This is a genomic window from Streptomyces sp. NPDC057271 (assembly GCF_042668715.1).
Lineage (GTDB): Bacteria > Actinomycetota > Actinomycetes > Streptomycetales > Streptomycetaceae > Streptomyces.
The window spans coordinates 122967-146787 of record NZ_JBHUYJ010000001.1 but is presented as its reverse complement, the minus strand read 5'-3'; the positions used below and the strand labels follow the sequence as shown (position 1 = coordinate 146787).

General features: G+C 72.1%; 18 protein-coding genes. 11 read left to right on the top strand and 7 right to left on the bottom strand.

What is annotated here, in order from left to right:
• Positions 1-8 precede the first annotated feature (8 nt).
• A complete protein-coding gene (locus ACFUJR_RS00665; protein WP_383165658.1) occupies positions 9-1352 on the top strand; it encodes a cytochrome P450 in 1344 nt (447 codons plus the stop codon).
• 269 nt (positions 1353-1621) lie between these two features.
• Positions 1622-2734, top strand: a complete 1113-nt coding sequence (locus ACFUJR_RS00660; protein ID WP_383165661.1) for a tryptophan dimethylallyltransferase family protein — start codon at positions 1622-1624, stop codon at positions 2732-2734.
• Between the two features lie 21 nt (positions 2735-2755).
• On the opposite strand, the gene ACFUJR_RS00655 is transcribed toward ACFUJR_RS00660, so the two are convergent.
• On the bottom strand, positions 2756-4123 hold the full coding sequence (locus ACFUJR_RS00655) for a flavin-containing monooxygenase (RefSeq protein ID WP_383165664.1): 1368 nt from the start codon (positions 4121-4123) through the stop codon (positions 2756-2758).
• A gap of 304 nt (positions 4124-4427) precedes the next feature.
• Between ACFUJR_RS00655 and ACFUJR_RS00650 the strand changes: the two genes are divergently transcribed.
• The 3 genes from ACFUJR_RS00650 to ACFUJR_RS00640 all read left to right on the top strand — a co-directional run bounded on the left by ACFUJR_RS00650 (position 4428) and on the right by ACFUJR_RS00640 (position 7383).
• Entirely contained in the window at positions 4428-5231 is an 804-nt protein-coding gene (locus tag ACFUJR_RS00650; RefSeq protein WP_383165666.1) for an endonuclease I family protein, read from the top strand.
• 165 nt (positions 5232-5396) lie between these two features.
• Entirely contained in the window at positions 5397-6494 is a 1098-nt protein-coding gene (locus tag ACFUJR_RS00645) for a serine hydrolase domain-containing protein (protein WP_383165669.1), read from the top strand.
• 106 nt (positions 6495-6600) lie between these two features.
• Positions 6601-7383 carry a hypothetical protein gene (locus ACFUJR_RS00640; protein ID WP_383165672.1) on the top strand — a complete coding sequence of 261 codons (783 nt, stop codon included), beginning with the start codon at positions 6601-6603 and terminating at the stop codon, positions 7381-7383.
• A gap of 172 nt (positions 7384-7555) precedes the next feature.
• Here the strand turns inward: ACFUJR_RS00640 and ACFUJR_RS00635 are convergent, their stop codons facing one another.
• From ACFUJR_RS00635 to ACFUJR_RS00620, 4 genes are all read right to left on the bottom strand, one after another.
• Positions 7556-8197, bottom strand: a complete 642-nt coding sequence (locus tag ACFUJR_RS00635) for a DUF998 domain-containing protein (RefSeq protein ID WP_383165675.1) — start codon at positions 8195-8197, stop codon at positions 7556-7558.
• 103 nt (positions 8198-8300) lie between these two features.
• Positions 8301-9098: a pyridoxamine 5'-phosphate oxidase family protein gene (locus ACFUJR_RS00630; protein WP_383165678.1), complete on the bottom strand. Its 798-nt coding sequence runs from the start codon at positions 9096-9098 to the stop codon at positions 8301-8303.
• Positions 9095-10597, bottom strand: a complete 1503-nt coding sequence (locus ACFUJR_RS00625; RefSeq protein WP_383165681.1) for a globin domain-containing protein — start codon at positions 10595-10597, stop codon at positions 9095-9097. Before ACFUJR_RS00625 ends, ACFUJR_RS00630 begins: the two co-directional genes overlap by 4 nt.
• A gap of 318 nt (positions 10598-10915) precedes the next feature.
• The gene (locus ACFUJR_RS00620; RefSeq protein ID WP_383165683.1) at positions 10916-12964 is read right to left on the bottom strand and encodes a prolyl oligopeptidase family protein; all 2049 of its coding nucleotides are present in this window, start codon (positions 12962-12964) and stop codon (positions 10916-10918) included.
• Between the two features lie 348 nt (positions 12965-13312).
• On the opposite strand from ACFUJR_RS00620, the gene ACFUJR_RS00615 reads away from it, so the two are divergent.
• The 4 genes from ACFUJR_RS00615 (at position 13313) to ACFUJR_RS00600 (ending at position 19616) form a co-directional block, all read left to right on the top strand.
• Complete coding sequence (locus ACFUJR_RS00615) at positions 13313-13564, top strand: hypothetical protein (RefSeq protein WP_352188919.1); 252 nt, start codon at positions 13313-13315, stop codon at positions 13562-13564.
• 97 nt (positions 13565-13661) lie between these two features.
• Entirely contained in the window at positions 13662-14468 is an 807-nt protein-coding gene (locus ACFUJR_RS00610; RefSeq protein ID WP_383165686.1) for an HlyD family efflux transporter periplasmic adaptor subunit, read from the top strand.
• Positions 14465-16729 carry an NHLP family bacteriocin export ABC transporter peptidase/permease/ATPase subunit gene (locus ACFUJR_RS00605; protein ID WP_383165689.1) on the top strand — a complete coding sequence of 755 codons (2265 nt, stop codon included), beginning with the start codon at positions 14465-14467 and terminating at the stop codon, positions 16727-16729. The genes ACFUJR_RS00610 and ACFUJR_RS00605 overlap by 4 nt, the downstream gene beginning before the upstream one ends.
• 1 nt (position 16730) lies before the next feature.
• Positions 16731-19616 (top strand): NHLP bacteriocin export ABC transporter permease/ATPase subunit, encoded by a 2886-nt coding sequence (locus ACFUJR_RS00600; RefSeq protein WP_383165691.1) that lies wholly within the window; start codon positions 16731-16733, stop codon positions 19614-19616.
• Positions 19617-19643: 27 nt separating this feature from the next.
• Here ACFUJR_RS00600 and ACFUJR_RS00595 read toward each other — a convergent pair whose 3' ends face one another.
• Both ACFUJR_RS00595 and ACFUJR_RS00590 read right to left on the bottom strand, forming a co-directional pair.
• On the bottom strand, positions 19644-20861 hold the full coding sequence (locus tag ACFUJR_RS00595) for an MFS transporter (protein ID WP_383165694.1): 1218 nt from the start codon (positions 20859-20861) through the stop codon (positions 19644-19646).
• Entirely contained in the window at positions 20858-21709 is an 852-nt protein-coding gene (locus tag ACFUJR_RS00590; protein WP_383165697.1) for a DMT family transporter, read from the bottom strand. The genes ACFUJR_RS00595 and ACFUJR_RS00590 overlap by 4 nt, the downstream gene beginning before the upstream one ends.
• Positions 21710-21860: 151 nt before the next feature.
• On the opposite strand from ACFUJR_RS00590, the gene ACFUJR_RS00585 reads away from it, so the two are divergent.
• Positions 21861-22958, top strand: a complete 1098-nt coding sequence (locus ACFUJR_RS00585; protein WP_383165700.1) for an AI-2E family transporter — start codon at positions 21861-21863, stop codon at positions 22956-22958.
• A 4-nt stretch (positions 22959-22962) separates the two neighbouring features.
• The gene (locus ACFUJR_RS00580; protein ID WP_383165703.1) at positions 22963-23820 is read left to right on the top strand and encodes a hypothetical protein; all 858 of its coding nucleotides are present in this window, start codon (positions 22963-22965) and stop codon (positions 23818-23820) included.
• Position 23821 lies beyond the last annotated feature (1 nt).

Here is a 23821-nt window from a genome sequence, read left to right as displayed (position 1 = left end):
GAGAAATCATGGACGCTCGTTCCACCGCACCCGTACCCCCGCCCGGGTGCCCCGCGCACGCCGACGGCGGCCGGGTACCGCTGTACGGGCCGGAGTTCCAGGCCGATCCGCAGGCGTACTACGCCTATCTGCGCCACTTCGGGCCGACCGCGCCCGTGGAGCTCGCTCCCGGCGTGGAGGCCACCCTCGTCACGGACTACGCGACCGCCCTGCAGCTGCTCCAGGACTCGGGGTCCTTCCGCAAGGACGCGCGCCGCTGGCGACAGCTCAACGAGGGGCTCATCAGCCCGGACAACCCGGTCGTGCCCGTCCTCGCGTACCGACCCAACTGCATGTTCAGCGACGGCGCCGAACACCTGCGGCTGCGCCAGGCGGTCACGGACAGCATGGCCCGCGTCGACGCGCGCAAGCTGAGCCGGACCACGGAACAGGTCTCCGAGTACCTGGTCTCGCGGTTCGCCGCACGGGGCTCCGCCGACCTGCTCGGTGACTACGCGCGGCAGCTGCCGCTCTTCGTGTTCAACGAACTCTTCGGCTGCCCCGCCGACATCGGCGACCGTGTGCTGTTCGGTATCACCGGCATGTTCGACGGCGTCAACGCCGAGCGGGCCGTGGAGGTGCTGTTCGGCGCCGTCGGCGAACTGGTGGCACTGAAGCGGGCCAAGCCGGGTGAGGACGTCACCACCTGGCTGCTGCAGCATCAGGCACGCCTGACCGACGAGGAGATGATCCACCAGGTCGCCCTGCTCCTGGGCGCGGGGACCGATCCCCTGGGCAATCTGATCGGCAACACGATGCACCGGCTGCTCACCCACGACCGCTACGCCGACGGCGGGGGCCTGATCGACGAGGCCCTCGACGACACCCTGTGGGACAACCCGCCGATGCCCAACTACGCTCCTCACTACCCGGCCACCGACATGGAGTTCGCCGGGACGAAGGTCCAGGCGGGCGACCTCATGCTGGTCAGTTTCGCGGCCGCCAACACCGGGCCGAACCTGACCGCCGCACGCGAGTCCGGCAGCAACCGCTCCCACCTGGCGTGGAGCGCGGGCCCGCACGCCTGCCCGTCGAAGGAGCCCGCGCGGCAGATCACCGTCACGGCCATCGAGAAGCTGCTCAACCAGCTTCCCGACGTCGATCTCGCCGTGCCGGAGGAGAGCCTCGTCTGGCGCCCGGGCCCCTTCAACCGGGGTCTCACCACGCTGCCCGTCCGGTTCACGCCGACCGAGGCCGTACGCCGTGCGGCCGACGCCCCGCAGCAACGGCCCGCGGCGGACGCCTCGGCCGAGCCGGGGGGCCGCAAGCGCGGAGGAATGTGGAGCCAGTTCCTGACCTGGCTGGCGAAGTGATCAAGGCAACTCCCGCCGGAGTGTCCGGCGCGGCATGAACGTCGGCCCTGGGGGGTAGTGAGCACCGCGTTGTTCAAGCGTGCTCGTGAGGCTGAGGAGGTGTCGTGGAGCACATATCCACCGACCCGGATGTCATGCGTCATCCCGCCGAGTTCGGCCCCCTCGATACCCGCCCCTCCGGGCGGGTATCTTCTTGGGCTCCCCCACCGAGGGAGACGCTCGGGGGCCATACGGCGAGACAGACCCTGCGGCTCTGTGAGGCCGCCGGGTTGAGCGGTTCCGACGCCGCGGAGTACGCGCGGACGCTGCTCACGGTCCTGGGGCCGGTGGCCGAGCGCCCGCTCGACCTGCCGCCGCCGTACGAATCCTTCCTCTCCGACGACCACACGCCGGTGGAGTTCTCGCTCACCTTCACCGCCGGCTCGGGGGCGACCCTGCGGGTCCTCCTCGAGCCGGGGTGCGAAGCGGCGGATCTGGCGGAGAACGGGCGCATCGGTCTGAGGGCCGTTCGCGCGATGGGGCGGCGCTGGGGCTTCGACACCGCGCGGCTCGACGAGCTGGAGGACCTGTTCTTCCCTCCGGACCCCGAGGGGCCGTTGGCGCTCTGGTGCGCGCTGGAGCTGCTCCCCGGCGGCGTGCCCAAGGTGAAGGTCTATCTGAACCCGGCGGCCTCCGGGCAGGAACGTTCCGCCGAGACGGTACGGGAGGCCCTGCGCCGGCTCGGTCACGACGAGGCGTTCTGGGCGCTCCCCCCGAGCGACCGTCATCTGTTCCTCGCCCTGGACCTGGGTGACTGGAACGAACCCCGCGCGAAGGTCTACCTCGTGCACGACGACCTGTCGGCCCGTGAGGCGGCCGGCCTCTCCCGGATGGCCGGCGGCCCGGGACGGGCGGCCGTCTCGCGCTTCTTCCGCACGGCCGCGGGGCTCGACACCGCCATGGGCCCGGGCTCGGATGCCGGCCTCGACGCCGACGGCCTCGGGGCCCTGGACGGGCTCGGCGGGCTGGACGCCCTCGACGTACCGCTGGACCGGCGGCCGGGACTGACCTGCCACTCCTTCACCGAACCCGGGGCGGACCGGCCCAGCGGGTTCACCCTGCACATCCCCGTCCGGGACTACGCCCGGCACGACGGGGAGGCCCTGGACCGAGCGGTGACCCTGCTGCGGCGCCAGGGCATGGACCCCGCACCTCTCCTCCGGGCTCTGAGCGCCGTCACCGGACGACGGCCCGAGGACGGCGTGGGGCTGATCGCCTATCTGGCCCTGGCCCATCAGCGGGGGAAGCCGGCCCGGGTGACCGCCTACATCTCCTCGGAGGCGTACCGCGTCAGGCCTCCGGCCGACGCGCCCCTTCCGCGCGCGGCCGAAGCCGTTCACTGACCGCGCGCCGGCGGACGGGCGTCACGCCTCCTGCAGCTCGCGCAGCTCCCGCAGGTAGGGTCCGACGTCCACCTGGACAGAGGCGCCGCCCTCGGTCCGTCCGTACCGCGCCTCGACGCCCTTCAGATAGCCGTCGATCTCCTCGTGCATGAGGTCCGCGGACGGCAGGGTGGCGTCACCGTCGACGATTCCCGCCACCCATCGCGCCTGGGCCTCCACAAGGCGCGTGATCGAGCCGACGGGGCGGATCAGACCGACGAAGTACAGGCCGGTCCGCTCGGGCGCGACCACGCGCCGGTACAGCCGGACCGCCCCTTGCCCCTCACCGGTGGGACAACCGGCGGGCAGGAAGGGGAAGTCCATCCGGAATCCGGTGCAGTAGACGATCGCGTCGGCCTCCTCCACGCTTCCGTCGGTGAAGGTCACCCGCCCGCCGTCGACGGAGTCGATCGCGGGTCTGGGGATCACACCGCCGTGCCGGATCCGGCTGAGTATCTCGTCGGAGATGGTCACGGCGGAGGAGAAGATCGCGTGGTCGGGCTCGGGGAGACCGTAGTCCGAGAGGTTCCCGCGTGCCACGAACAGCGCCTGCTCGACGAAGCTCCGCTGCTCGGTGAAGGGCATGTCCTGCCACCACGGCGCGTCGGCGATGAGGTCCACGGACATGCCGAAGAGCTGCTTGGGGACGACGTGCAGCCCCCGTCGGACGGAGAGCACGGTCCGCGCCGCGTGGCGGGAGAGGTCCGACGCGATGTCCACCCCCGAAGCCCCCATCCCCACGACGACGACGCGCTGCCCGGAGAAGTCGGCGCCGTCATGGAAGTCGAGGGAGTGCAGAATCCTTCCGGTGAACGAATCGGCGCCCGGCGGAAGCGGATTCGGCGGCGCCGCCACCGTGTTGTGACCGGAGGCGACGACCACGTGCGTGAAGCGCCGCTGCGTCACCGCGCCCCGCTCATCCCTGCTGGTGACGGTCCAGGAACCGGCACCGCCCTCTCCCCGGCCGTCTCCCCCGCCGTCCTGTCGTACGGAGAGCACCTCGGTCCGCGTCTCGACGCGCGGCAGCAGCCCGGCCCACTCGGCGAACGCCCGCAGGTAGGCGGCGACCTCGGCGTGCCCCGGGTACAGGGGCAGTTCGGCCGGCATCGGGAAGTCGCTGTATCCGGTCAGCTGCTTGGCGGTGTTCAAATGCAGGGAGCGGTAGCCGGGCCCCCGCTCACCCGCTCCCGGCTGACGCCAGATCCCGCCGACCTCGGGCGCCTTCTCCAGACAGACGAAGTCGATGCCCCTGAGCGAGAGCGCGTGTGCGGTCGCCAGCCCCGACAGGCCCGCGCCGATGACGCAGACGGCCGGAGCGGGGGGAACGCCGACCGAATCTGACCCGCCCATGGATCCCTCCACCGCACACCATCCGTCCTCGCGCCGGGGGCGGTCGGCACCGCTGTCTCCCCGTGCGGGAGCCCGGAGGCATCACGATACCGATCACCGTTCGAGTGTGATCTTCGCAGGTGCCGGTCCACGCGGGGGCCGGCCGTATGCGAGAACGTCATGGAAAAGCCTTCTCCGGGTTACACATTCGGCCACCGCCTCGTGGCACGCTCCCGCTGGCAGACGGTCAACACGCGTAGATCACCGCGCTGTTGAGCCGGACGCCCCACGCCAGGCGTGTCCCCATCCCCCGAAAGGTCCCCCCATGTCCTTTGTGCCCACCGGCAGATGGAAGGCAGTGGCCGCGACCATATCCGCGGCCCTCATCGGTCTCACCCTCCCGACGGTCGCCGCGACCCCGGCGAGCGCCACCACCACGGCGTACGACAGCACGTACTACAAGAACGCGATCGGCAAGACCGGTACGAGCCTGAAGTCCTCGCTGCACACGATCATCGGCAGCCAGAGCAGGATCTCGTACGACGCGGTCTGGAACGCGCTCAAGGTCACGGACCAGGACCCGAACAACAGCGCCAACGTGATCCTGCTGTACAGCGGCACCTCGCGCAGCAAGAGCCTCAACGGCGGCGACGTGGGCGACTGGAACCGCGAGCACGTCTGGGCCAAGTCCCACGGTGGTTTCGGTACTTCGGCCGGACCCGGCACCGACCTCCACCACCTGCGCGCGGCGGACGTCCAGGTCAACAGCATCCGCGGCAACAAGGACTTCGACAACGGCGGCAGCGCGGTGAGCGGCGCGCCCGGCAGCTACACCGACTCCAACTCCTTCGAGCCGCGCAACGCGGACAAGGGCGACGTGGCCCGCATGATCCTCTACATGGCCGTCCGCTACGAGGGCGACGACGCCTGGGCCGACCTGGAGCCGAACGAGTCGACGTCCAACGGCAGCGTGCCCCTGCACGGCCGGCTCTCGGTCCTGAAGCAGTGGAACGAGCAGGACCCGCCGAGCGCCTTCGAGGAGCGCCGCAACGACATCATCTTCGGCACCTACCAGGGCAACCGCAACCCGTTCATCGACCACCCCGAATGGGTCGAGGCGATCTGGTAGACCCGCCGCGGTCCGCCGAGCTCCGCGCCCAAGGGCGGGGAGCTCGGCCCCGGGGCCGCAGGGTGGCCCTGCTCTGGGCCGCCCTCCTCGCCGTGACGGTCCAGGCCACCGCTGTCGCACCCGCGCTCGCCGAAGGCCCCGGGCGGCCCCGGCGGGCGGGACTGTGTGAGGACCGCACGCCCCCTCGACGGGCAGGGCCGCGAGGTCCTGGACATCGCCCGCAGGGCCAAGGACGACCTCGAGCTGAACTCCGTGGAGCTGCGGGTCACCGTCGGCGGACGCGAGGTCGTCACCGACGCGCTCGGCGAGTCCATGACCGGCGTACCGGCCCGGCCGGACATGCACTTCCGCGCCGGCTCCGTGGCCTTCGCCCACATCGGCACGGCCCTCCTCCAGCTGGTGGAGGAGCGGAAGGTCCGCCTGGACGACACCGTGGAGCGCTGGCTGCCCTTCGTACCGAAGGCGGACCAGATCACCCTGCGGATGCTGGCCTCCAACACCAGCGGCCTGCACGACTACGTCACCGACCCGGACTTCGCCGCCGAACTGGGGCCCCACCCGTTTCGCCACTGGACCCCGCAGCAGCTCCTCGCGTACCCCTTCAGCCACTCGTTCTGGTACGAGCCGGGTACCAGCTGGAGCTACTCGCACGCCAACTACCCGCTCCTGAGCATCGCGCTGGAGAAGATCACCGGAACCCGGATCGACCGGCTTCTGGAGGAGCGGATCTGGCGCCCCCTCGGGCTGCGCAACACACAGAACAACTTCACCCCGGACATCCCCGAGCCGGTCCTGCACGCCTTCACCTCCGACCGCGGTCTCTACGAGGAGTCCACCTTCTGGAACCCCCTCGTGGACCACGGCGCCCGGCGCGGTCATCACCACCGACATCTGCGACCTGGCCCGTTCCGCGAGGCCATCGGCTCCGGCGAGCTGCTCTCGCCCCGCGCGTACCGCACCTTCGTCGAACCGGGCACGGTCGGCCTGGGCGGCGGGACCGCCACGTGCCCCGCCACGGTCTGTCTGCCGCAGACCGCGGCACGGCACTTCGGGCTCGGCGTCATCGTGGCCAACACCTGGCTGATCCAGAACCCGCCGTTCTCCGGTTACGCCGCGATCCAGGCCTATCTGCCCTCGGAGCGTCTCGTCATCGCGGTCTCCACGACCAAGACCGCGAACACGCCCGCGGGCAACACGGCCGAGGTCGTCGCCGAGCGCGTCGCGGCCGAACTCGCGCCGGGTACGCCGATGACGCTCAGCTGACACCGCGCTCGGCCGAGACCGCGATCCGCTGAGCCACCACAGCTTCACACGCCGACTCCGACGATCAGGAGCCGGCGCGTGACTGCTGTCAGGCAGCATGGTGACCATGAACTCGGAACAGCCGCAGTCGCCCGGAGCGACAGTCGTCCCCACGGCCGCCCTTCCGAACGCGGCCGACGTCAGGAACGCGAGGACGACCCTCCTCGGACTCCTCGCCCGCACGGGCGTACCCGAGGACGAGACGGGGCGGCTGATCGCCCTCGTGGAGGCCGGTGCCCTCGCGGAGGCCCACGGTGAGGTCACCCGGGTCGTGGCACACGCTCCCGAGGATCGGGGAGAGCGGTTCCGCCTCGGGTGGCTCGACGGCGCCCGGGCCGTCGACGAGGCGCTCCTCCGCAGTACCGAGCGCGCCCTGCGGCGGGCGCTCGGCTCCGACGAGCCGGGCGCCGCCGAGGGACCGACGGACACGGCGCACGTCCACCCCCCGGTCGCAGGGGTGGACGTGGAGCGGGCGAAGGTGGCCGTGACCCCGCTCTACCTCGCGTTCAGCCACGTCTCCGACCTCGACCCCGAGGTGTCGGAGGACGTCCTCGTCGCCGTCCTCGGCACGATGAGCACAGCGGAACGGGCCGGGTACGCCGGGCACCTGGACGCCTTCGCCGACTCCTGGAGCGAGCGGCTGAACCGGTTGTACGCGGAGTACGGGCCCGGCAGCGACGTCTCCATCCACGGGCGCTACTCCCTCCTCCATTCCCCCAGCAGCGTCGCCGTGCTGGAGCGTCTCGTCTCGGCGCCCGAGGCACTGCGGGAGGAGTGGGACCGGGTGGAGCTCCCTCCCGTCTGGCTGGAGGGGCTGACGAAGGCCTGGGACGCCCCGCCGGGTGGGTGAGCCGCGGCGGGGCGTCGACGGGGCTTCGAGCGAGCCTGCCGCCTCCCGGACGACGATCCGGGACACGGTGGTGGCGGAACCCCACTCAAGGTTCGGACCGTCGCCGGATTCAGTGATGTGAACACCGGCTTCTCAGCGGTCCGGTTCCGTAGGCGTTCCGGGGCGGGGCCGTTCAGTCGGGCAGGGAGCGGTCGTCCTCGCTCCGTGCCTCCACCGTCGCCCGTCCGCCGCTCAGGCCCCGGTAGGCGACGCAGGAGGCCACGACGATGAAGGGCCACACCGACTGCATGCAGGTCACCAGCCGTTCGGCGACACCGGGGGCGCCCTGACGCTCCGTCTCGATCAGGTACCAGGCCGCGGCGACGCCCATCAGGGCGGTCGCCGCGATCGAGGGCGCGAGCCGCAGTCCCCAGGGCGCGTCCCCGGTCCGGACGGCGGCCAGGACCGGCCACACCGCGAGCAGGACGAAGCCGATGACGGCGACCGAACTGTGCTCCAGGGAACCGCCGCTGCTGGGCGCCGGGAGCATCGTCACCACGAAGGCCGCGACACCGCCGGCCGCCAGGGTCAGCCGTCCGGTGCGTGCGGCCGGCCGGAGCCCCCAGGCGGTGATCAGGTGGCAGACGCCCAGCGCGAGCAGTGCCCCGGTCATCACCCAGAAGCCCCTGGCGCCATAGGCCGCCAGCACGCTGATGTTCTGGGTGACGGGATCGTAGGCCGGTCCCTCCAGCCGGGCCGCGAGCATCCAGCCGCCGGTCAGCAGGACAGGGGCGCACCCCGACGACACCAGAGCCCACCAAGGAACAGGTCGCATCGGCCCACCGTAAGCCGCCCGGCCGCCTCCGCCCCGTGTACGCGGGCGGGGTGGAGTCCGAATGGGGTGTACGGAGCGCGACGCGCGGAACGGGACCGCCCCGTCAGGCGGTCACGTTCCTGTCGAACCAGCCCGAGAAGACGTGCTCCTCGTCGGCGATCCGGCGCTGCTCGGCCTGTTCCAGGACCCTCTCCGCCTCCGCCCGCCAGGTCGCGGCGTCCGCGCGCGGCGGGGGCAGGAACGGACCACGCTCCGGTGATCCGGCCGCGGCGCCGAAGAAGTCGCCGCCCTTGCGCTTCACGTCGTCCGTCCCCCAGGCGCGTCCGTGCCCGTCCCGGGGCACCTTCTGCAGATGGGGGATGTGCTTGGCGCAGTGGATGTACGCCTCCTCCACGGCGACCTCGACCCACACCTGGGCCCGGCGGCCCGGCACCGAGTCGTACGGGAGACCCTCGTGGGCGCGGCGCATGGCGTCGTCCGACACGACCCGGGCCCGGCCGTTCACGTGAAGCCCGATGCGGTCCCGGACGAAGTCCATCATGAGGATGCCGACGTGGGGGTTCTCCTCGATGTTGCCGAGGCTGGCCTGCACCCCGTTGCCCCGGTACTCCGGGTACGCGAGGGTCCGGTCGTCCACGACGTGGAGGAAGCCGGGCGGGCCGGCCCGGAAGGTGTTGTCGCACTCGCCGTGCCGGTCGGCGGTCGCCAGGAAGAACATCTCCTGGCGCGCCACGAACTCCCGCATGCGGGTGTTGAGGCGTTCGAGGACCTGGTCGGCGTAGAACCTGTCGGCTCGCTCGGTGGTGCCCATGCGCTGCTGGACGAGATGCTCGCCGTCGCTCCCCGGGCGGATGGCGCGCACCCGCGGCTGCCGGTAGCCGGTGTGTTCGAAAGTGCTCAATTCCTTGCCCCGACCAGTTCCTCGATGGAGTCGTGCCGTATGCGGTGGGTCGGTATGCCGATGCCGACCAGGGTGTCGACGCCGCGACGGATCATGCCGGGCGGGCCGGAGAGATAGGCGTCGTAGGTGTGCCACGGTCCGTACTGACAGACGGCGTCGGGCAGTTGGCCGCACAGCTCGCCGCTGGGTCCGTCGTCGACGACGGGACGGACGGAGAGCCAGGGGTGCGACTGCTGCAACCGGAGCATCGTGTCGATGTCGTACAGGTCGTGGTCGCGGCGGGCACCGTAGAAGACCTGTACGGAACGGCGACTGCCGTGCTGGGCGACATCCTCGACCAGGGCCTTGATGGGGGCGATGCCGGTGCCGCCGCCGAGGCAGAGCAGCCCGCTGTCCGTGGTGTGGTCGACGGTCATGGATCCCGCGGGCGCGCCGAGCCGGATCACGTGGCCCGGCCGGGCCCGGTGCACGAGGGCGTGGGAGACCCACCCCGCCGGCACGGCCTTGACGTGGAAGGAGAGCAGTCCGTCGGAGCGGGGCGCGGAGGCGAAGGAGTAGTGCCGCCAGACGCGCGGCCACCAGGGCGTCTCCAGCGACGTGTACTGGCCGGCGAGGAAGGGGTACGGCTGGTCGGGCCGGACCGTCACGACGGCGATGTCCCGGGTGCGCATCTCATGGGCGACCACCTCCGCCTGCCACCAGGCGGGGGCGCGGAGTTCGTCCTCGGCCGCCGCGTCGATCATGATCTGGGAGATCGCGGTGTAGGCGCCCACCCAGGCGGCTTCGGTCTTCGGCCCCCAGCTCTCCCGGGCGTACCGGGAGAGTGCGCCGAGGAGGCACTCGCCGACCGCCGGATAGTGCTCGGGAAGCGTGCCGTACTTCCGGTGCCCGCGGCCGAGCCGGGAGAGGTACGCGGTCAGGGTGTCGGCGTCGTGCACATGGGTCGCGGCGGTGAGCAGTGCGGTGAAGAGCCGGTCCCGCTGGGTGTCCATCGCGGCGGGGAACAGGGCGCGCAGGTCCGGGTGCTTCAGGAAGAGCAGGGCGTAGAAGTGCGAGGTGACCTTGTCGGCGATCGGCTCGATCTCGGCGAGGGTACGGCGCAGCAGGGCGGCGTCGGACGTGTCCTCGGGGTCCGCGGCGCGCTGTTCCGCGCCTGCGGGCTCTGTGTGAGGTGTGGGCGCGGCGGTCGGCCCGGAGGCCGTGGGCGGAGTGGGCGCCGCGGCGGGGGAGGATGCGAACGGCTGGAACGGCGTGGAGGGTGCGGTCCGCTGCTCCGGTGCGGACGGCGCGCCGGGTGCGGGCGGCACCGACGGGGCGGGGGCTACGGGCGCCGGGGGCGCCGAGGGCCTGGCGGCCGGCGCGGGCCCGGTGGGCGGTGCCTGGGGGGTGGGTGCCGGACCGCCCGGGGTGCCACCCGGGCCTCGACCGAACCAGCCCCCGTCCCGGCTGTTTCCGCCGGGGTTCGCGCCGTCGGCCGACATGGTGGTCGGACCATCCATCGGTTTGCCTCGCCTCGAACGTCTTTCGGTCGGTCTTCGCACATGGGGTCCGAGTGTGCCCCGATTTCCCTCTCCCTATCGGAATTCCACGTAAGCGCACCCGCCACTGCGAAGTCGGTGGTATATATCCCGCTCTCGACCTGGGGCACGGGTGTGCGAACGGGCTCGACCCTACCCCGCGCCCGGGAATCCATGAAGGCTCGATTCAGCCCTCACCGCCCTGCCGGGGTTTTCCCTGGTCAGAGCGGTGGATGGGCGCTGATAGGCGAGTTTTACGGTGAGTCGACGACGAATCCTGGCCGTTCTGGCGCGAATGCGTCACAGAATGTGTGCCGGTTCTTCACCAGGTGAGAGGTGCTGCCAGAGGAAGGCGTACATCAGGGCGTTGTTGTGGGCGGACTGTTCATTGTCACTGGCGCCCGCGTGGCCCCCGCCGGTGTTCTCGTGGAGCAGGACCCGGTGCCCGAGTTCACGCAGTCGGGCGGCGGTCTTCCGGGCGTGCCCCGGGTGGACTCGGTCGTCCCGGGTGGAGGTCATCAGCAGGACCGGCGGGTAGACGCGGTCGGCGGCGAGCCGGTGGTAAGGGGAGAGAGCGCGGAGATGGGGGCGATCCGCCTCGTCGTCCGGGTCGCCGTACTCGGCGATCCAGGACGCGCCCGCGAGAAGCCGGTGGAAGCGGATCATGTCGAGCAGCGGCACCTGGGCGACGATCGCGCCGAAGAGTTCCGGGTGCCGGGTGAGCATCGCGCCCATGAGCAGGCCGCCGTTGCTGCCGCCGGCGGCGCCGAGCATGGCGGGGGTGGTGATGCCCCGCGCGACGAGATCCCCGGCGACGGCCGCGAAGTCCTCGAAGGCCCGCGGCCGGGCGGCCCCCAGCGCGGCCCGGTGCCAGTCCGGTCCGTACTCCCCGCCGCCACGGATGTTCGCGATCACGTACGTGCCACCGCGCTCCAGCCAGGCCCGTCCCCGTACGGCGCCGTAGGAGGGGGTGAGGGAGACCTCGAATCCGCCGTAGCCGTAGAGCAGCGTCGGGCCCGGGCCGGTGCGGACGCGGTCGGGGCCGATCACGAAGTACGGCACACGGGTGCCGTCCAAGGAGGTCGCGAAGAACTGTTCCACCTCCAGGCCGGCCGTGTCGAAGCGCTCCGGGGCCTGCTTGAGGACCTCGGTCTCGGCGCCGATCCGCCCCCGGTAGAGGGTGGAGGGCTGCAGGAAACCCGAGACGTCGAGGAAGTACTCGTCGGAGACGTCCGGGTCGGTGTCCACGACGGTGACGGCGGACAGCCGCGGGACGTCGGTGAGCGCCTCGCGCGACCATCCGCCTACCCCTGCGGTCGGGGTGAGGATCTCGATGCGGGTACTGACGTCGTGCATGGTCTCCAGGAGCAGATGGTGCCGGGTCCAGGAGTGCCCGGCGAGAGCGGTCCGCTCGTCGGGGGTGAAGAGCACCTCCGGCGTACGGTCGCCCGCCAGGAAGGCGTCGAAGCCGAAGGCCAGCAGCGAGCCCGCCGGTTGCCCCAGCCATGCGGACCTCAGGGTGACGATCAGGTACCGGCGATGGGCGTAGGCCTCGGCGTCCTCGGGGACGTCGATCTTCACGAGTCCTTCGTCGGGGGTCAGGAGATAGGTCTCACCGCGGTAGAAGTCCCTGGCGCGGCCGACGAAGTCGCGCTCGAAGCCGGGCGTCGTGTCGCGCAGTCCCCAGGCCGACACGTCCGAGGACTCGGCCTCGAAGACGACGGCCGCCTTCTCCAGCGGCGTGCCCCGGCGCCACCGGCGTACCGTGCGCGGATAGCCGGCGTCGGTCAGCGAGCCCGGGCCGAGGTCGGTGCCGACGAAGACGGTGTCGGCGTCGATCCACCCGATCCGCGTCTTCGCCTCCGGCACCTCGAACCCTCCGGCGACGAACGACCGGGTGGCGAGGTCGAACTCGCGGACCTCCACGGCGTCGCCGCCGTCGCGCGAGAGACACACCAGCGCCAGGTCGTCCTCGGGCCGGCGCACCCGCGCGCCCGCCCACACCCACTCGACGCCCTCCGCCTCGGCGAGCGCGTCCAGGTCGAGGAGGACCTCCCATTCGGGCTCGTCCTTGCGGTAGCGCTCCAGCGTCGTGCGCCGCCACACTCCCCGCACCTGCTCGGCGTCCCGCCAGTAGTTGTAGAGGAACGCGCCGCGCCGGGTGGTGTACGGAATGCGGTCCGAGGCGTCCAGCGCGTCCCGCAGGCGCTGCTTGAGGGAGGCGAAGCCGTCGTCGGCGGCCAGTTCGGCCGCCGTCTCCGCGTTCCGTTCGGCCACCCACGCCAGCGCGGCCTCACCCTCGACGTCTTCCAGCCACAGATACGGATCGTCATCGTTCACACCCCGCATTGTGCAGCCGGTCCCCGCCCGCGCGCCTGCCGAGAACCTGCACATCGCACGCGTGTTGGGGGCGGCCCTCTTCACGACTCCTCGACCGGGAGATGACGGAAGCCGTCCGGGTGACACCTTTCTGTCCGTTACATTCCCCCCGCGTTCCGGGGCTCCGGAATCTGTTACTCGTTCCTGCGAAGAAGGTGTCGGCATTCCGTGAATATGGGGTCACGGACGTCGCCTCAGGTACACAAACGTCCGCGACGAAGCGTCAACTGAATTGGTCCGGTAACCCGTTCGCATGCTTTGATCGGCCCCCTGCGGCCGCAGAAACGGATTCCCCCCAACACATGAAGGGTGCGCATCATGCGTCACGACCTTGAGACGGTAGAGATCTCCGACGCCGAGCTGGACGCCGTGTCCGGCGGTCTCGTCGCCGTCTCCGGTGGCCTCGCCGGCGCCGTGACCAGCGACGTCACGGGCCTGCTCGGCACCGTCGGTTCCCTCCAGACGGTCCAGGGCGTCGAGAGCCTGGCCACCGGCGTCCCCGGCCTGGCCCAGGGCATCACCGGCGTCTCGGTGAACACCGCCGGCATCACCGGTCTCGCGGGTCTCTGAGCCGAATACCGCCCGTGAACCCCGGAACCCTCACCGGTTCCGGGGTTCACGGACTCCCCCTGTCCGAACGTTTCGAATGCAGTCGAGGGAACAGTCCGTGCAGTTCCGCCAGAAGGCGCTTTCCAAGCTGCAATCACCCGAAGAACTCGATGTGCCGGTACGGTTCGCGCGCCCGCAGGGGCGCCTCGTGCTGGCCGTCACCGTCGTCGTGATCGCCGTCGCGGGCTACTGGGCCCTCACCGGCACGGTGGCGGCCGGACTGAGCGCGCCCGGTGTCCTCACCCACGCCGAGGGCAGCTACCTGCTGCAGAGTCCCGTCGCCGGGCAGGTGACCGACGTCCTCGTCGAGGAGGGCCGGTCCGTCTCCCCCGGCACGCCGGTGCTGACCGTCCGTACGGACAACGGCGACCGGCCCGTGCGCGCGGTGGCGGGCGGCCGGGTGACCACCCTCTTCGCCCGGATGGGCGCCGTCGTCACGACCGGAGCGGACGTGGCGACGGTGGAGCGCGTGACCGATCCGCAGGACCCGCTGGTGGCCGTGCTGTACCTCCCCGGCGACGGCGCCTCGACGATCCAGGTGGGCGCGCGGGTCGACCTCGGCGTCCAGTCCGTCCCCCGCGACCGCTACGGCGTCCTGCGCGGCCGCGTCGAGGCCGTCAGCCGCACTCCACAGACACGGGAGCAGATCGGCGCCTTCCTCGGCGACAGCGGGCTCGCCGCGCAGTTCTCCCGGCAGGGAAACCCGGTCGCGGTGGTCGTGCGCCTCGACCGCTCCTCCTCGACGGCCTCGGGCTACGCCTGGTCCTCGACGGACGGCCCTCCGCACCCGATCGACTCCGGTACGCCCGTCACGGGCGCCGTCCGTCTCTCCGCGCAGCGCCCCGTCGACTGGCTGCTGCCGTGACCGCGCCGCCGGAGTCCACGCGCGAGCGGAGCCGCTCCCGTTCCCGGGCCTCGGCGCGCCGGCTCCCACCCGCCCGGCGCCGGCGCGGCCCCGCGCCCAAGGGCCGCCGGCCCCGTACCGTCCGCACGCCCACCGTGCTCCAGATGGAGGCGGTCGAGTGCGGCGCCGCCGCCCTGGCGATGGTACTCGGCCACTACGGCCGTCATGTGGCGCTCGAAGAGCTGCGCATCGCCTGCGGCGTCTCCCGCGACGGCTCGCGGGCGAGCAACCTCCTGAAGGCGGCACGTGGTTACGGCCTCCAGGCCAAGGGCATGCAGATGGACCTGGCCGCCCTCGCCGACGTGGCCGCCCCGGCCGTCCTGTTCTGGGAGTTCAACCACTACGTCGTCTACGACGGCATGGGGCGCCGCTTCGGCCGCAGGGGCGTGTACATCAACGACCCGGGCAAGGGACGCCGGTTCGTCCTCATGGACGAGTTCGACACGAGCTTCACCGGGATCGTGCTCACCTTCGAGCCCGGGCCCGGCTTCCGCCGGGGCGGCCGCAGGCCGGGCGTCATGGGCGCCCTGCCCGCCCGGCTGCGCGGCACGTCCGGCACCATGGCCGCCGCGGTGATCTCCAGCCTGCTGCTCGTCGTCGTCGGCGCCTGGGTGCCCGCCCTGAGCCGTACGTACATCGACATGTTCCTGATCGGGAACCAGACGTCGCTGCTGAGCGTGCTCTTCGCGGCGATGGCGACCGCCCTCGTCCTCACCGCGACACTCACCGCCCTGCAGCAGGCCAACCTGCTCCGCGGACGCGTCATCGCCTCCACGCTGGGCAGCGCCCGCTTCCTGAGGCATCTGCTCAGACTTCCCCTCACGTTCTACGCCCAGCGCAACCCGGCCGACCTGGTCCAGCGCCTGCAGTCCAACGACGCGGTCGCCGAGACCCTCGCCCGCGACCTGGCAGCCGCGGGCGTGGACGCCGTCGTGGTGCTCCTGTACGCGGTGCTCCTCTGGACGTACGACCCGCAACTCACCGTCGTCGGCGTACTGATCGCGCTGCTGAACGTGCTGGCCATGCGGATCGTGATCCGGCTGCGGGCCACCGACACACAGAAGCTGCGCGCCGAGAGCGCCCGGCTGACCAACACCTCGTACAGCGGTCTTCAGCTCATCGAGACGATGAAGGCGACCGGCGGCGAGAACGGCTTCTTCCGCCGCTGGGCCGGGCAGCACGCCACCACGCTCGACGTCCAGCAGAGGCTGGGCGTGCCCAGCGCCTGGCTGGCGGTCGTCGCGCCCACCCTGGCGGCCCTCAACAGCGCGCTGATCCTGATGATCGGCGGTCTGCGGGCGGTGGAGGGGCATCTCTCCGTCGGGCTGCTCGTCGCCTTCCAGGCCCTGGTGACCAGCTTCACCGCGCCGATCACCCGTCTCAACGGCGTGGCGGGAAGGATCCAGGACTTCGCCGCCGACGTCGCCCGCCTCAAGGACGTCGAGAACTTTCCCGTCGACCCGGTCTACACGCGGCGCGAGCCGCCGGGCCGCACCCGCCGTCTCACGGGCCACGTCGAGCTGGACGCCGTCACCTTCGGCTACAGCCCGCTGGACGCTCCGCTCCTGAGGGACTTCTCGCTCACGGTGGGTCCCGGGCAGCAGGTCGCGCTGGTCGGCGGCTCCGGCAGCGGCAAGTCGACCGTCTCCCGGCTGATCTCGGGCCTCTGCACCCCCTGGGAGGGCGCCATCCGGATCGACGGGATGCGTCTGGAGGACATCCCGCGCGGCGCCCTGGCCGCGTCCGTCTCCTTCGTCGACCAGGACGTCTTCCTCTTCGAGGGCACCGTCCGCGACAACATCGCCCTGTGGGACCCCTCCGTCCCCGACGAGGCCGTCGTCGCCGCCCTGGAGGACGCCGCCGTGTACGACGTGGTCGCACGTCGCCCCGGCGGCATCCACAGCCGCGTCGAGCAGGACGGCCGCAACTTCTCCGGCGGCCAGCGCCAACGTCTCGAGATCGCCCGGGCGCTGGTGCGCCGGCCCACCGTCATGGTCCTCGACGAGGTGACCAGCGCCCTGGACGCGGCGACCGAGCAGGTCGTCATCGACAACCTGCGGCGCCGCGGCTGCGCCTGCGTGGTCATCGCCCACCGGCTGAGCACGGTCCGCGACAGCGACGAGATCGTGGTCCTCGACCGGGGCACGGTCGTGGAGCGCGGCCGGCACGCGCATCTGGTCGCCGCCGGCGGCGCGTACGCCGAACTGGTCAGGGAGCACTGAGGTGACGTTCCCGCACCAGCCGACGCACCCCGCAGTGGTCGCGGACCCCGTCGTCACGGCCCTCGGCGGCCTCGGCACGGCGGTCGACTGTTCCGGTGCGCGCAGCGTCTCCCTCGAAGGCCCGCACGTGGTGTGGCTCGTCGTCGAGGGCGCCATGGACCTGTTCGCCGTCGACGCCGCACAGCTCGGCCCCTGGCACTTCCTGGGCCGGCTGGAGGCGGGCGCGCTGCTGCTCGGACCCGTCGAGGGGCCCGAACACACCCTGATCGGCAGGCCGTTGGAGGGGTGCCTGCTGCGTCGGGTGGAACTGCGCGAACTGTCGTGCGCCGACGGGCAGTGGTACGACGGACAGTGGTACGCCGACCCGGATCCGTACGGCTCGGCCGAGCCGCGGCTCAGCCCTCTCGAGCACGCCTTCTCCCTCGGTATCGGCCGTGGTCTGCGCGTGCTGTACCAGGCGCCGCTGGGCGGCCGCCCGGGCAACGACGCCGGCGGCGCGGACGACGACGTGCTCTGGATGCGGATCGCCCCCGGCAGCGTCAGGTACGGAGCGGCGTACGAGGGGTACGGCGACGACTCCGCCGGCACTCTCCTCGTCGACCCGACGATGTGGCAGGGCATGGTCGACCAGCAGTTCCGGCTGTCGTACGCCCTGGACAGCTGGATCGAGCAGCTGGAGCGCGCCCACGAGGACCGTACGGCGGCCGGGATCGAGGCGGGCCGGGCCGCCAGGACCGAGGCGGACCAGGCTCTGCTCGCCTCCATCGGCCGGTCCGGTTCGGGTGGTTCGGGCGTCGCCGGCCGGGGCTCGCACGGGCGGGCGGGCGACGACACGACGTACGCCGTGTGCCGTCTGGTGGCCGACGAGGCGCGGATCACGCTGGCCGGTCCGGCCGCGGCGCTGGGCCTGCCCGGACGCCTCGACCCCGTCGAACGGGTCGCGCTCGCCTCCCGGATCCGTACGCGTGTCGTACGGCTCGGCGGCCGCTGGTGGCGGGAGAACAGCGGGCCGCTGGTGGGGCGGCGCGAAAAGGACGCGAGCCCGGTCGCGCTGCTGTGGCGGCGTGGCCGGTACGAGGCCGTCGATCCCGCCACGGGCGAGCGCGAGCGCGTCGGCAGGGCCAACGCGGCGGCCTTCGAACCGCGCGCCGTGATGCTCTACCGCCCGCTGCCCGACCGGCCGTCGAGCCTGCCGGCGCTGCTGCGGTTCAGCCTGCTCGGCACCCGCGCGGAGCTGCGGACCCTGCTGCTGAGCGGGCTCGTCGCGGTCGGCCTGGGGGCCCTGGTGCCCATCGCCACGGGCAAGGTGCTGGGCGAGTACGTGCCCCGGGCGGAGAACGGTCTCATCGTGCAGACGGCGCTGGCGGTCGTCGCCACGAGCGTCGTCTCGGCCGCCTTCATGCTCCTGCAGAACATCTCCATCCTGCGGATGGAGGGCCGGGTCGAGGCGACCCTCCAGCCCGCGGTCTGGGACCGGCTGCTCCGGCTGCCGACGCGGTTCTTCACGGGCCGCTCCACCGGTGAGCTGGCCAGTGCGGCCATGGGTATCAGCGCCATCCGCAGGGTGGTGTCCGGCATCGGACCGGTCGTCGTCCAGGCGGGCACCGTCGGCACGGTGAACCTGGTCCTGCTGCTGGTCTACAGCGTGCCGCTGGCCCTCGCGGCGCTCGCGATGCTGCTGGTCGTCGCGGCGGCGTTCCTGGGCCTCGGGCTGTGGCAACTGCGGTACCAGCGGCAGCTGATCCGGCTCGGCAACAAGCTGAACAACCAGGCGTTCCAGACCCTGCGCGGGCTGTCGAAACTGCGTGTGGCGGCCGCCGAGAGCTTCGCGTACGCCGCGTGGGCGGGCGAGTTCGCCCGGACCCGTGAGCTGCAGCAGCGCGTCGGGCGGATCAAGAACGTCCTCACCGTGCTCGGGGCGGTCTGTCTGCCCCTGTGCACGCTCGTGATGTTCATGCTGCTCGCCGGTCCGGCCCGGGGGTCGCTGTCCGCGAGTGAGTTCCTCACCTTCAGTACGGCGGTGACGATGCTGCTGTCGTCGGTCACCCAGCTGACCGGCGCGCTGCTCTCGGCCGCCGCCGTGCAGCCGATGTTCGAGCAGGTCGGACCGGTGCTCCGGGAGACGCCCGAGGTCCGTGGCTCCAGCGCCCAGCCGGGCGAGCTGAGCGGGGCGATCGAGGCGGAGAACCTGTCCTTCCGCTACTCCGACGACGGCCCGCTGGTCCTCGACGGTGTCGGCTTCCAGGTGCGGCCCGGCGAGTTCGTGGCGGTCGTCGGCGCCAGCGGCTGCGGCAAGTCGACGCTCCTGCGGCTGCTCATCGGCTTCGACTCACCGACCTCCGGCAATGTCCGTTACGACGGCCAGGACCTGGCGGCACTCGACCAGGCGGCCGTGCGCCGTCAGTGCGGTGTCGTGCTGCAGAACGCCCAGCCGTTCTCCGGCTCGATCCTCGACTGCATCTGCGGCGCGGAGACGTTCCCTCTGGAGGATGTGTGGGCGGCCGCGGCGATGGCGGGTCTGGCCGAGGACATCAAGGCCATGCCGATGGGGATGCACACGATGCTGTCCGACGGGGGCGGCACGATCTCGGGCGGGCAGCGCCAGCGGCTGATGATCGCCCAGGCCCTGATCCGCCGACCCCGGATCCTCTTCTTCGACGAGGCGACGAGCGCGCTCGACAACGAGGCCCAGCGGGTGGTCATCGAGTCGACGCGCGCGCTGAACGCGACGCGGGTCGTGATCGCCCACCGGCTGTCCACGATCATGGACGCCGACCGGGTCATCGCGATGGCGGACGGCCGGATCGTCCAGCGGGGATCGCCCGCGGAGCTGCTGGCGGACACGACCGGCCTCTTCCACGAGCTGGTCCGCCGGCAGCTGAGCTGACCCGGTCGTCCCCCGGGTCGGACCGGGTCAGGACTCCACGTGGCGCAGGGCGCGGGCCAGGTGGAGGCCGGTGGCCGTGGCGAGGAGCGTCCCGCAGCCGGTGAAGACCAGTCCGGCGGTGTCGAGGCCCACCCACTCGGTCAGCGCGCCGACGCCGACGACCGGCAGGGAGATGCCCGCGTAGGCGACGACGAAGAACGAGGAGACCGTCGCCGCCCGGTGCGCCGGCGGGGCCGCCTCGCCGACGGCGATCAGTCCGGCCCGGAAGGCGAGTCCCTGGCCGATCCCTCCGCAGACGGCTCCGGCCTCCAGGAGCGGCAGCGCCTCCACCCAGAGGGACGCGCCGACGAGGAGGAGACCGGCCACCAGCACCAGACAGCCGAGGGGCAGGGCGACGCGGACGGACATCCGGGACGTCCACGACTGCCCCACGGTCGAGGCGAGGAAGACCGAGAAGACCACGAGGCCCGAGACGGCCAGGTTGGTGATCCCGAGCGTCTGCGAGACGAAGCTCGGCGCCACCGCCGTGAAGAGGCCGAGGAGCGAGAATCCGGCGAAGGCGGCGAGCGCCGAGGGTGCGAAGACGCTCCGCACCTCGGCCGGTACGTACAGGCCCTGCGGCTTCGGCCGGGTCCGCAGCCGTGGCTCCGCGACCGTCTCCGGCAGGAGGAGCACGATGAGGCAGCCCACGGCGACCATGGCCAGATGAGCCAGGAACGGCAGCTCCAGCGGCCTCGGGGCGTACTGCGCGAGGATGCCGGAGATCAGCGGTCCGCAGCCGAGACCGCCCATGTTCGCGGCGGTCGCGGCGAACCCCGCGCGGGACTTCCGGTCCGGCCGGGCCAGTTCCAGGACGGTGACCGTCCCCGCCCCGCTCAGCAGCCCGGCCGAGAAGCCGGACAGGAGCCGTCCGGCGAACAGGTACGGCAGCCCGTCCTCGAAGAGGAAGCAGACCGCGCTCGCCGCCGCCAGCCCCAGCGCGGTCCACAGCACGGGGCGACGCCCCACCGCGTCGGAGTGGTTGCCGACGAGCAGGAGGGTGGCGATGACGCCCACGGCGTAGCTGGCGAAGATCACCGTCACCATCAGTTCGGAGAAGCCGAGTTCCTCGCGGTACAGCCCGTAGAGCGGCGTGGGCAGCGTCGTGCCGGCCATTCCGATGGCGAAGACCACGGCCGCCGCCACATAGCCGAAGTGGCGGTCGCGACGGGAGCCGCTCCGGGGCGGAGCGGACGCGTGGCTCATCCCGACACCCCGGCCCGCGCGAGGGCGAAGACGCCGAAGACGATCAGACCGACCCCCAGCAGCTCCGGAGCCAGCCACCATCCCGTGCGTACGTCCTCCTCGTAGATGAGGATGCCCAGCATCAGGCTCACCGTGGCGTCACCCAGGGTCAGCGCGGGCTGGGAGGCGACCAGCGGTCCGCCCTGCATGGCGTGTTCGAGCAACAGGAGGGCCGCGATCCCGGCGACGCAGAAGGCGTACGTCTGCCAGGCCGTCAGGAAGCCGGTCAGGCCGTCCTCGTCCAGGATGTGCATGGAGGTCTTCATCAGGCCCGCGGTGAGCGCGTAGCAGATCGCGGTGGCGGCCCCGAGACACCCGGCGCGGGCTCGGCCGGGCGGTCTGCGCAGGCCGGCCACGGTCAGGGCGACCACGGCGGCGGCGCACACCACGAGGGCCGGAACCCAGCGGTCGAGGGGCACGTGCGTACGGTTGCCGTCGGGCGAGGCCGCCATGAGCGCCACTCCGAGGCCCGCCACCACCGCGGCCACCGCCAGCCACAGCGCCGACGGCAGCCGCTCCCGTGACATCAGCGAGGCGATCAGCAGCGCGAGCGGCAGCTCCAGGACGAAGAGCGGTTGCACGAGGGACAGCGGGCCCGTCGCCAGGGCCGCCGCCTGTCCGACACCGGCGACGATCACCGCGAGGATGCCGGCGAGCCAGAGCGGCCGCTTCAGCAGATCGAGGATCAGACCGGGCCGGAACGAGTCGGTCTGACGGACGGTGAGCGCGGCACGGCGCTGGAGCACCGTGGCGAGCGCGTTGCTGAACGCGGCGCAGAACGCGAAGAGGACCGGCAGGACGACGCCCATCCTCCGATCCTCACCGGCCCCGCTCGGCGTCCCGGCGCCGACACCGCCCCCGGCCCCGGGTTCACCCTGTACGCGCCCCTCCTGAGCCCGGTCGGCCGAATACCGGGCATCGGGCGTGGCCCGCACGGCCCGGGGTGGTACGTCGTTGGCCATGCAGCAAGGCAGTCCGCCGCAGGTGATCCCGTTCCTCCGTACCGCCGCCGCGTACGCGTGGCGGCTGCTGGTCGTCGGGGCGGTGATCTACAGCCTCTTCGCCGTCCTCGGGCGCTTCCACGAGATCGGGGTGGCGGTGTTCCTGGGCCTGGTGGTCACCGCGCTGCTGCGCCCGGTGGCCGACCTGGTCGCCAAGGGGCTGCCCCGGTCGCTGGCGGTGACCGTCACGGTCCTCGGCAGCATCGCGCTGGTCCTGGGGATCCTCGCGCTGGTCGGCGAGGCGGTGGAGCATGACCGGACCACCCTGGTACGGGAGTTCCGGGAGGGTATCGACCGGATCGAGGACTGGTTGGAGCGGCCGCCGTTCCGGCTGAACCCGGAGGCGCTCTCGGACGTCCAGGGCAGGATCGGCCAGTTCCTGTCCAGCCATCGCTCGACGCTGGTCAGCGAGGCGATGAGCGGGGCGCACCGGCTGGTGGCGGTCCTGACCACGCTGGCGCTCGCGCTGTTCTGTTCGGTCTTCTTCATCCACTCGGGTGACCGGCAGTGGGCGTGGCTGAGGGAGCAGCTGCCCGGTTCGGTGCGCGTGCGCATGGACATCGGCGGCCGGGCGGCCTGGCGTACGTTCACCGGCTACACCCACGGCATCGTCCTGGTGGCCGCGGTGAACGCGGTCCTCGTCGGTCTCGCCCTCTGGCTGCTCGGCGTTCCGCTGGCCGTCCCACTGGCTCTCCTGGAGTTCACGGCCGCCTTCGTCCCGCTGATCGGCTCCCCGATCGCGCTGGCGGTCGCCGCCGTCGTGGCGCTCGCCTCGCAGGGCCCCTGGGTGGCGGCGATCGTGGTCGCCCTGATCGTGGTCATCGGGCAGATCGAGGGACATCTGCTGCATCCGCTCGTGATGAGCTGGGCCGTACGGCTGCACCCGCTGGTGGTGGCGATCTCGGTGATCGCGGGGGCGATCGCCGCGGGAGTCGTGGGGGCCGTGGTGGCGGTACCGCTGGTGTCGGTGGTCTGGTCGGTCTACACCGAGCTACGGGACGCCCGGGAGGCCGCCGAGGGCGAGCCGGGGGCGGCGGCCCCGGTCGGGAAGGAGTGAGGTCGTGGACGTCGAGCAGGTCTTCGACGAGCTGTACGGCATGGCACCGGACGAGTTCGTGGCGGCCCGTGACGCGCGGACGGCCGAGGCGCGGAGGGCCGGGAACGCGGCCGACGCGAAGCGGATCGCCGCTCTGCGCCGCCCGACGCTGGCCGCCTGGGCCTCGAACCGGTTCGTACGGGAACGGCCCGAGGACGTCCGGCGGCTGCTCGCGCTCGGCGAGACGCTACGGGAGGCCACCCGCCTGCTGGACGCGACGAGGATGCGCGAGGCCGGGGGTGTGCGGAACAAGGTGCTCGCCGCCGAGGTCCGGGAGGCGGCGGCGGTCGCGGAGGGGGCGGGCCATCCGCTGAGCGCCTCGGTCCGCCAGGAGGTCGAGCAGCTCTTCCGCGCGGTGCTCGCCGACCCCGACATCGCGGCGGAGTGGTCGTCGGGCCGACTGGTGAAACCCCCTCAGGCCCCGGTCGGCTTCGGTGCGATCGCCCCCGAGCCCCTCCCGGCCCGCCCCGAGACCCAGCGCCGCCCCGGGCCCGCCTGCGACCGCGACCGCGCCGCGGACGACGAGGCTGCGGCGGAGAAGGCGGAGGCGGAGAAGAAGGCGGCGGAGCAAGCGGCTCGGAAGGCGGCGGAGAAGGCGGAGGCCGCGGTCGCCGAAGCGCGCCGCAGGGACGAGGAACTCCAGGCGGCGGAGGCCCGTGCGGCCGAGGCGGACGACGACGTGGCCGCACTCGAGGAACGGCTGCGCGACGCGAAGTCGGCACAGCGGGCGGCCCGCAGGGCGGCGAAGGAGGCGGCGAGGGCGGCCCGCGGGGCACACCGCGAGGCGGCCACCGCGGAGCGGGACGTACCCCGGCGCCGGTGAG

What these genes read in the sequence shown, in the direction of transcription:
- ACFUJR_RS00595 (WP_383165694.1), bottom strand. Translation starts at nt 20,861, where the DNA reads ATGAGCCACGCGTCCGCTCCGCCCCGGAGCGGCTCCCGTCGCGACCGC.
- ACFUJR_RS00620 (WP_383165683.1), bottom strand. Translation starts at nt 12,964, where the DNA reads ATGCGGGGTGTGAACGATGACGATCCGTATCTGTGGCTGGAAGACGTC.
- ACFUJR_RS00590 (WP_383165697.1), bottom strand. Translation starts at nt 21,709, where the DNA reads ATGGGCGTCGTCCTGCCGGTCCTCTTCGCGTTCTGCGCCGCGTTCAGC.
- ACFUJR_RS00640 (WP_383165672.1), top strand. Translation starts at nt 6,601, where the DNA reads ATGAACTCGGAACAGCCGCAGTCGCCCGGAGCGACAGTCGTCCCCACG.
- ACFUJR_RS00585 (WP_383165700.1), top strand. Translation starts at nt 21,861, where the DNA reads ATGCAGCAAGGCAGTCCGCCGCAGGTGATCCCGTTCCTCCGTACCGCC.
- ACFUJR_RS00655 (WP_383165664.1), bottom strand. Translation starts at nt 4,123, where the DNA reads ATGGGCGGGTCAGATTCGGTCGGCGTTCCCCCCGCTCCGGCCGTCTGC.
- ACFUJR_RS00650 (WP_383165666.1), top strand. Translation starts at nt 4,428, where the DNA reads ATGTCCTTTGTGCCCACCGGCAGATGGAAGGCAGTGGCCGCGACCATA.
- ACFUJR_RS00665 (WP_383165658.1), top strand. Translation starts at nt 9, where the DNA reads ATGGACGCTCGTTCCACCGCACCCGTACCCCCGCCCGGGTGCCCCGCG.
- ACFUJR_RS00635 (WP_383165675.1), bottom strand. Translation starts at nt 8,197, where the DNA reads ATGCGACCTGTTCCTTGGTGGGCTCTGGTGTCGTCGGGGTGCGCCCCT.
- ACFUJR_RS00625 (WP_383165681.1), bottom strand. Translation starts at nt 10,597, where the DNA reads ATGGATGGTCCGACCACCATGTCGGCCGACGGCGCGAACCCCGGCGGA.
- ACFUJR_RS00615 (WP_352188919.1), top strand. Translation starts at nt 13,313, where the DNA reads ATGCGTCACGACCTTGAGACGGTAGAGATCTCCGACGCCGAGCTGGAC.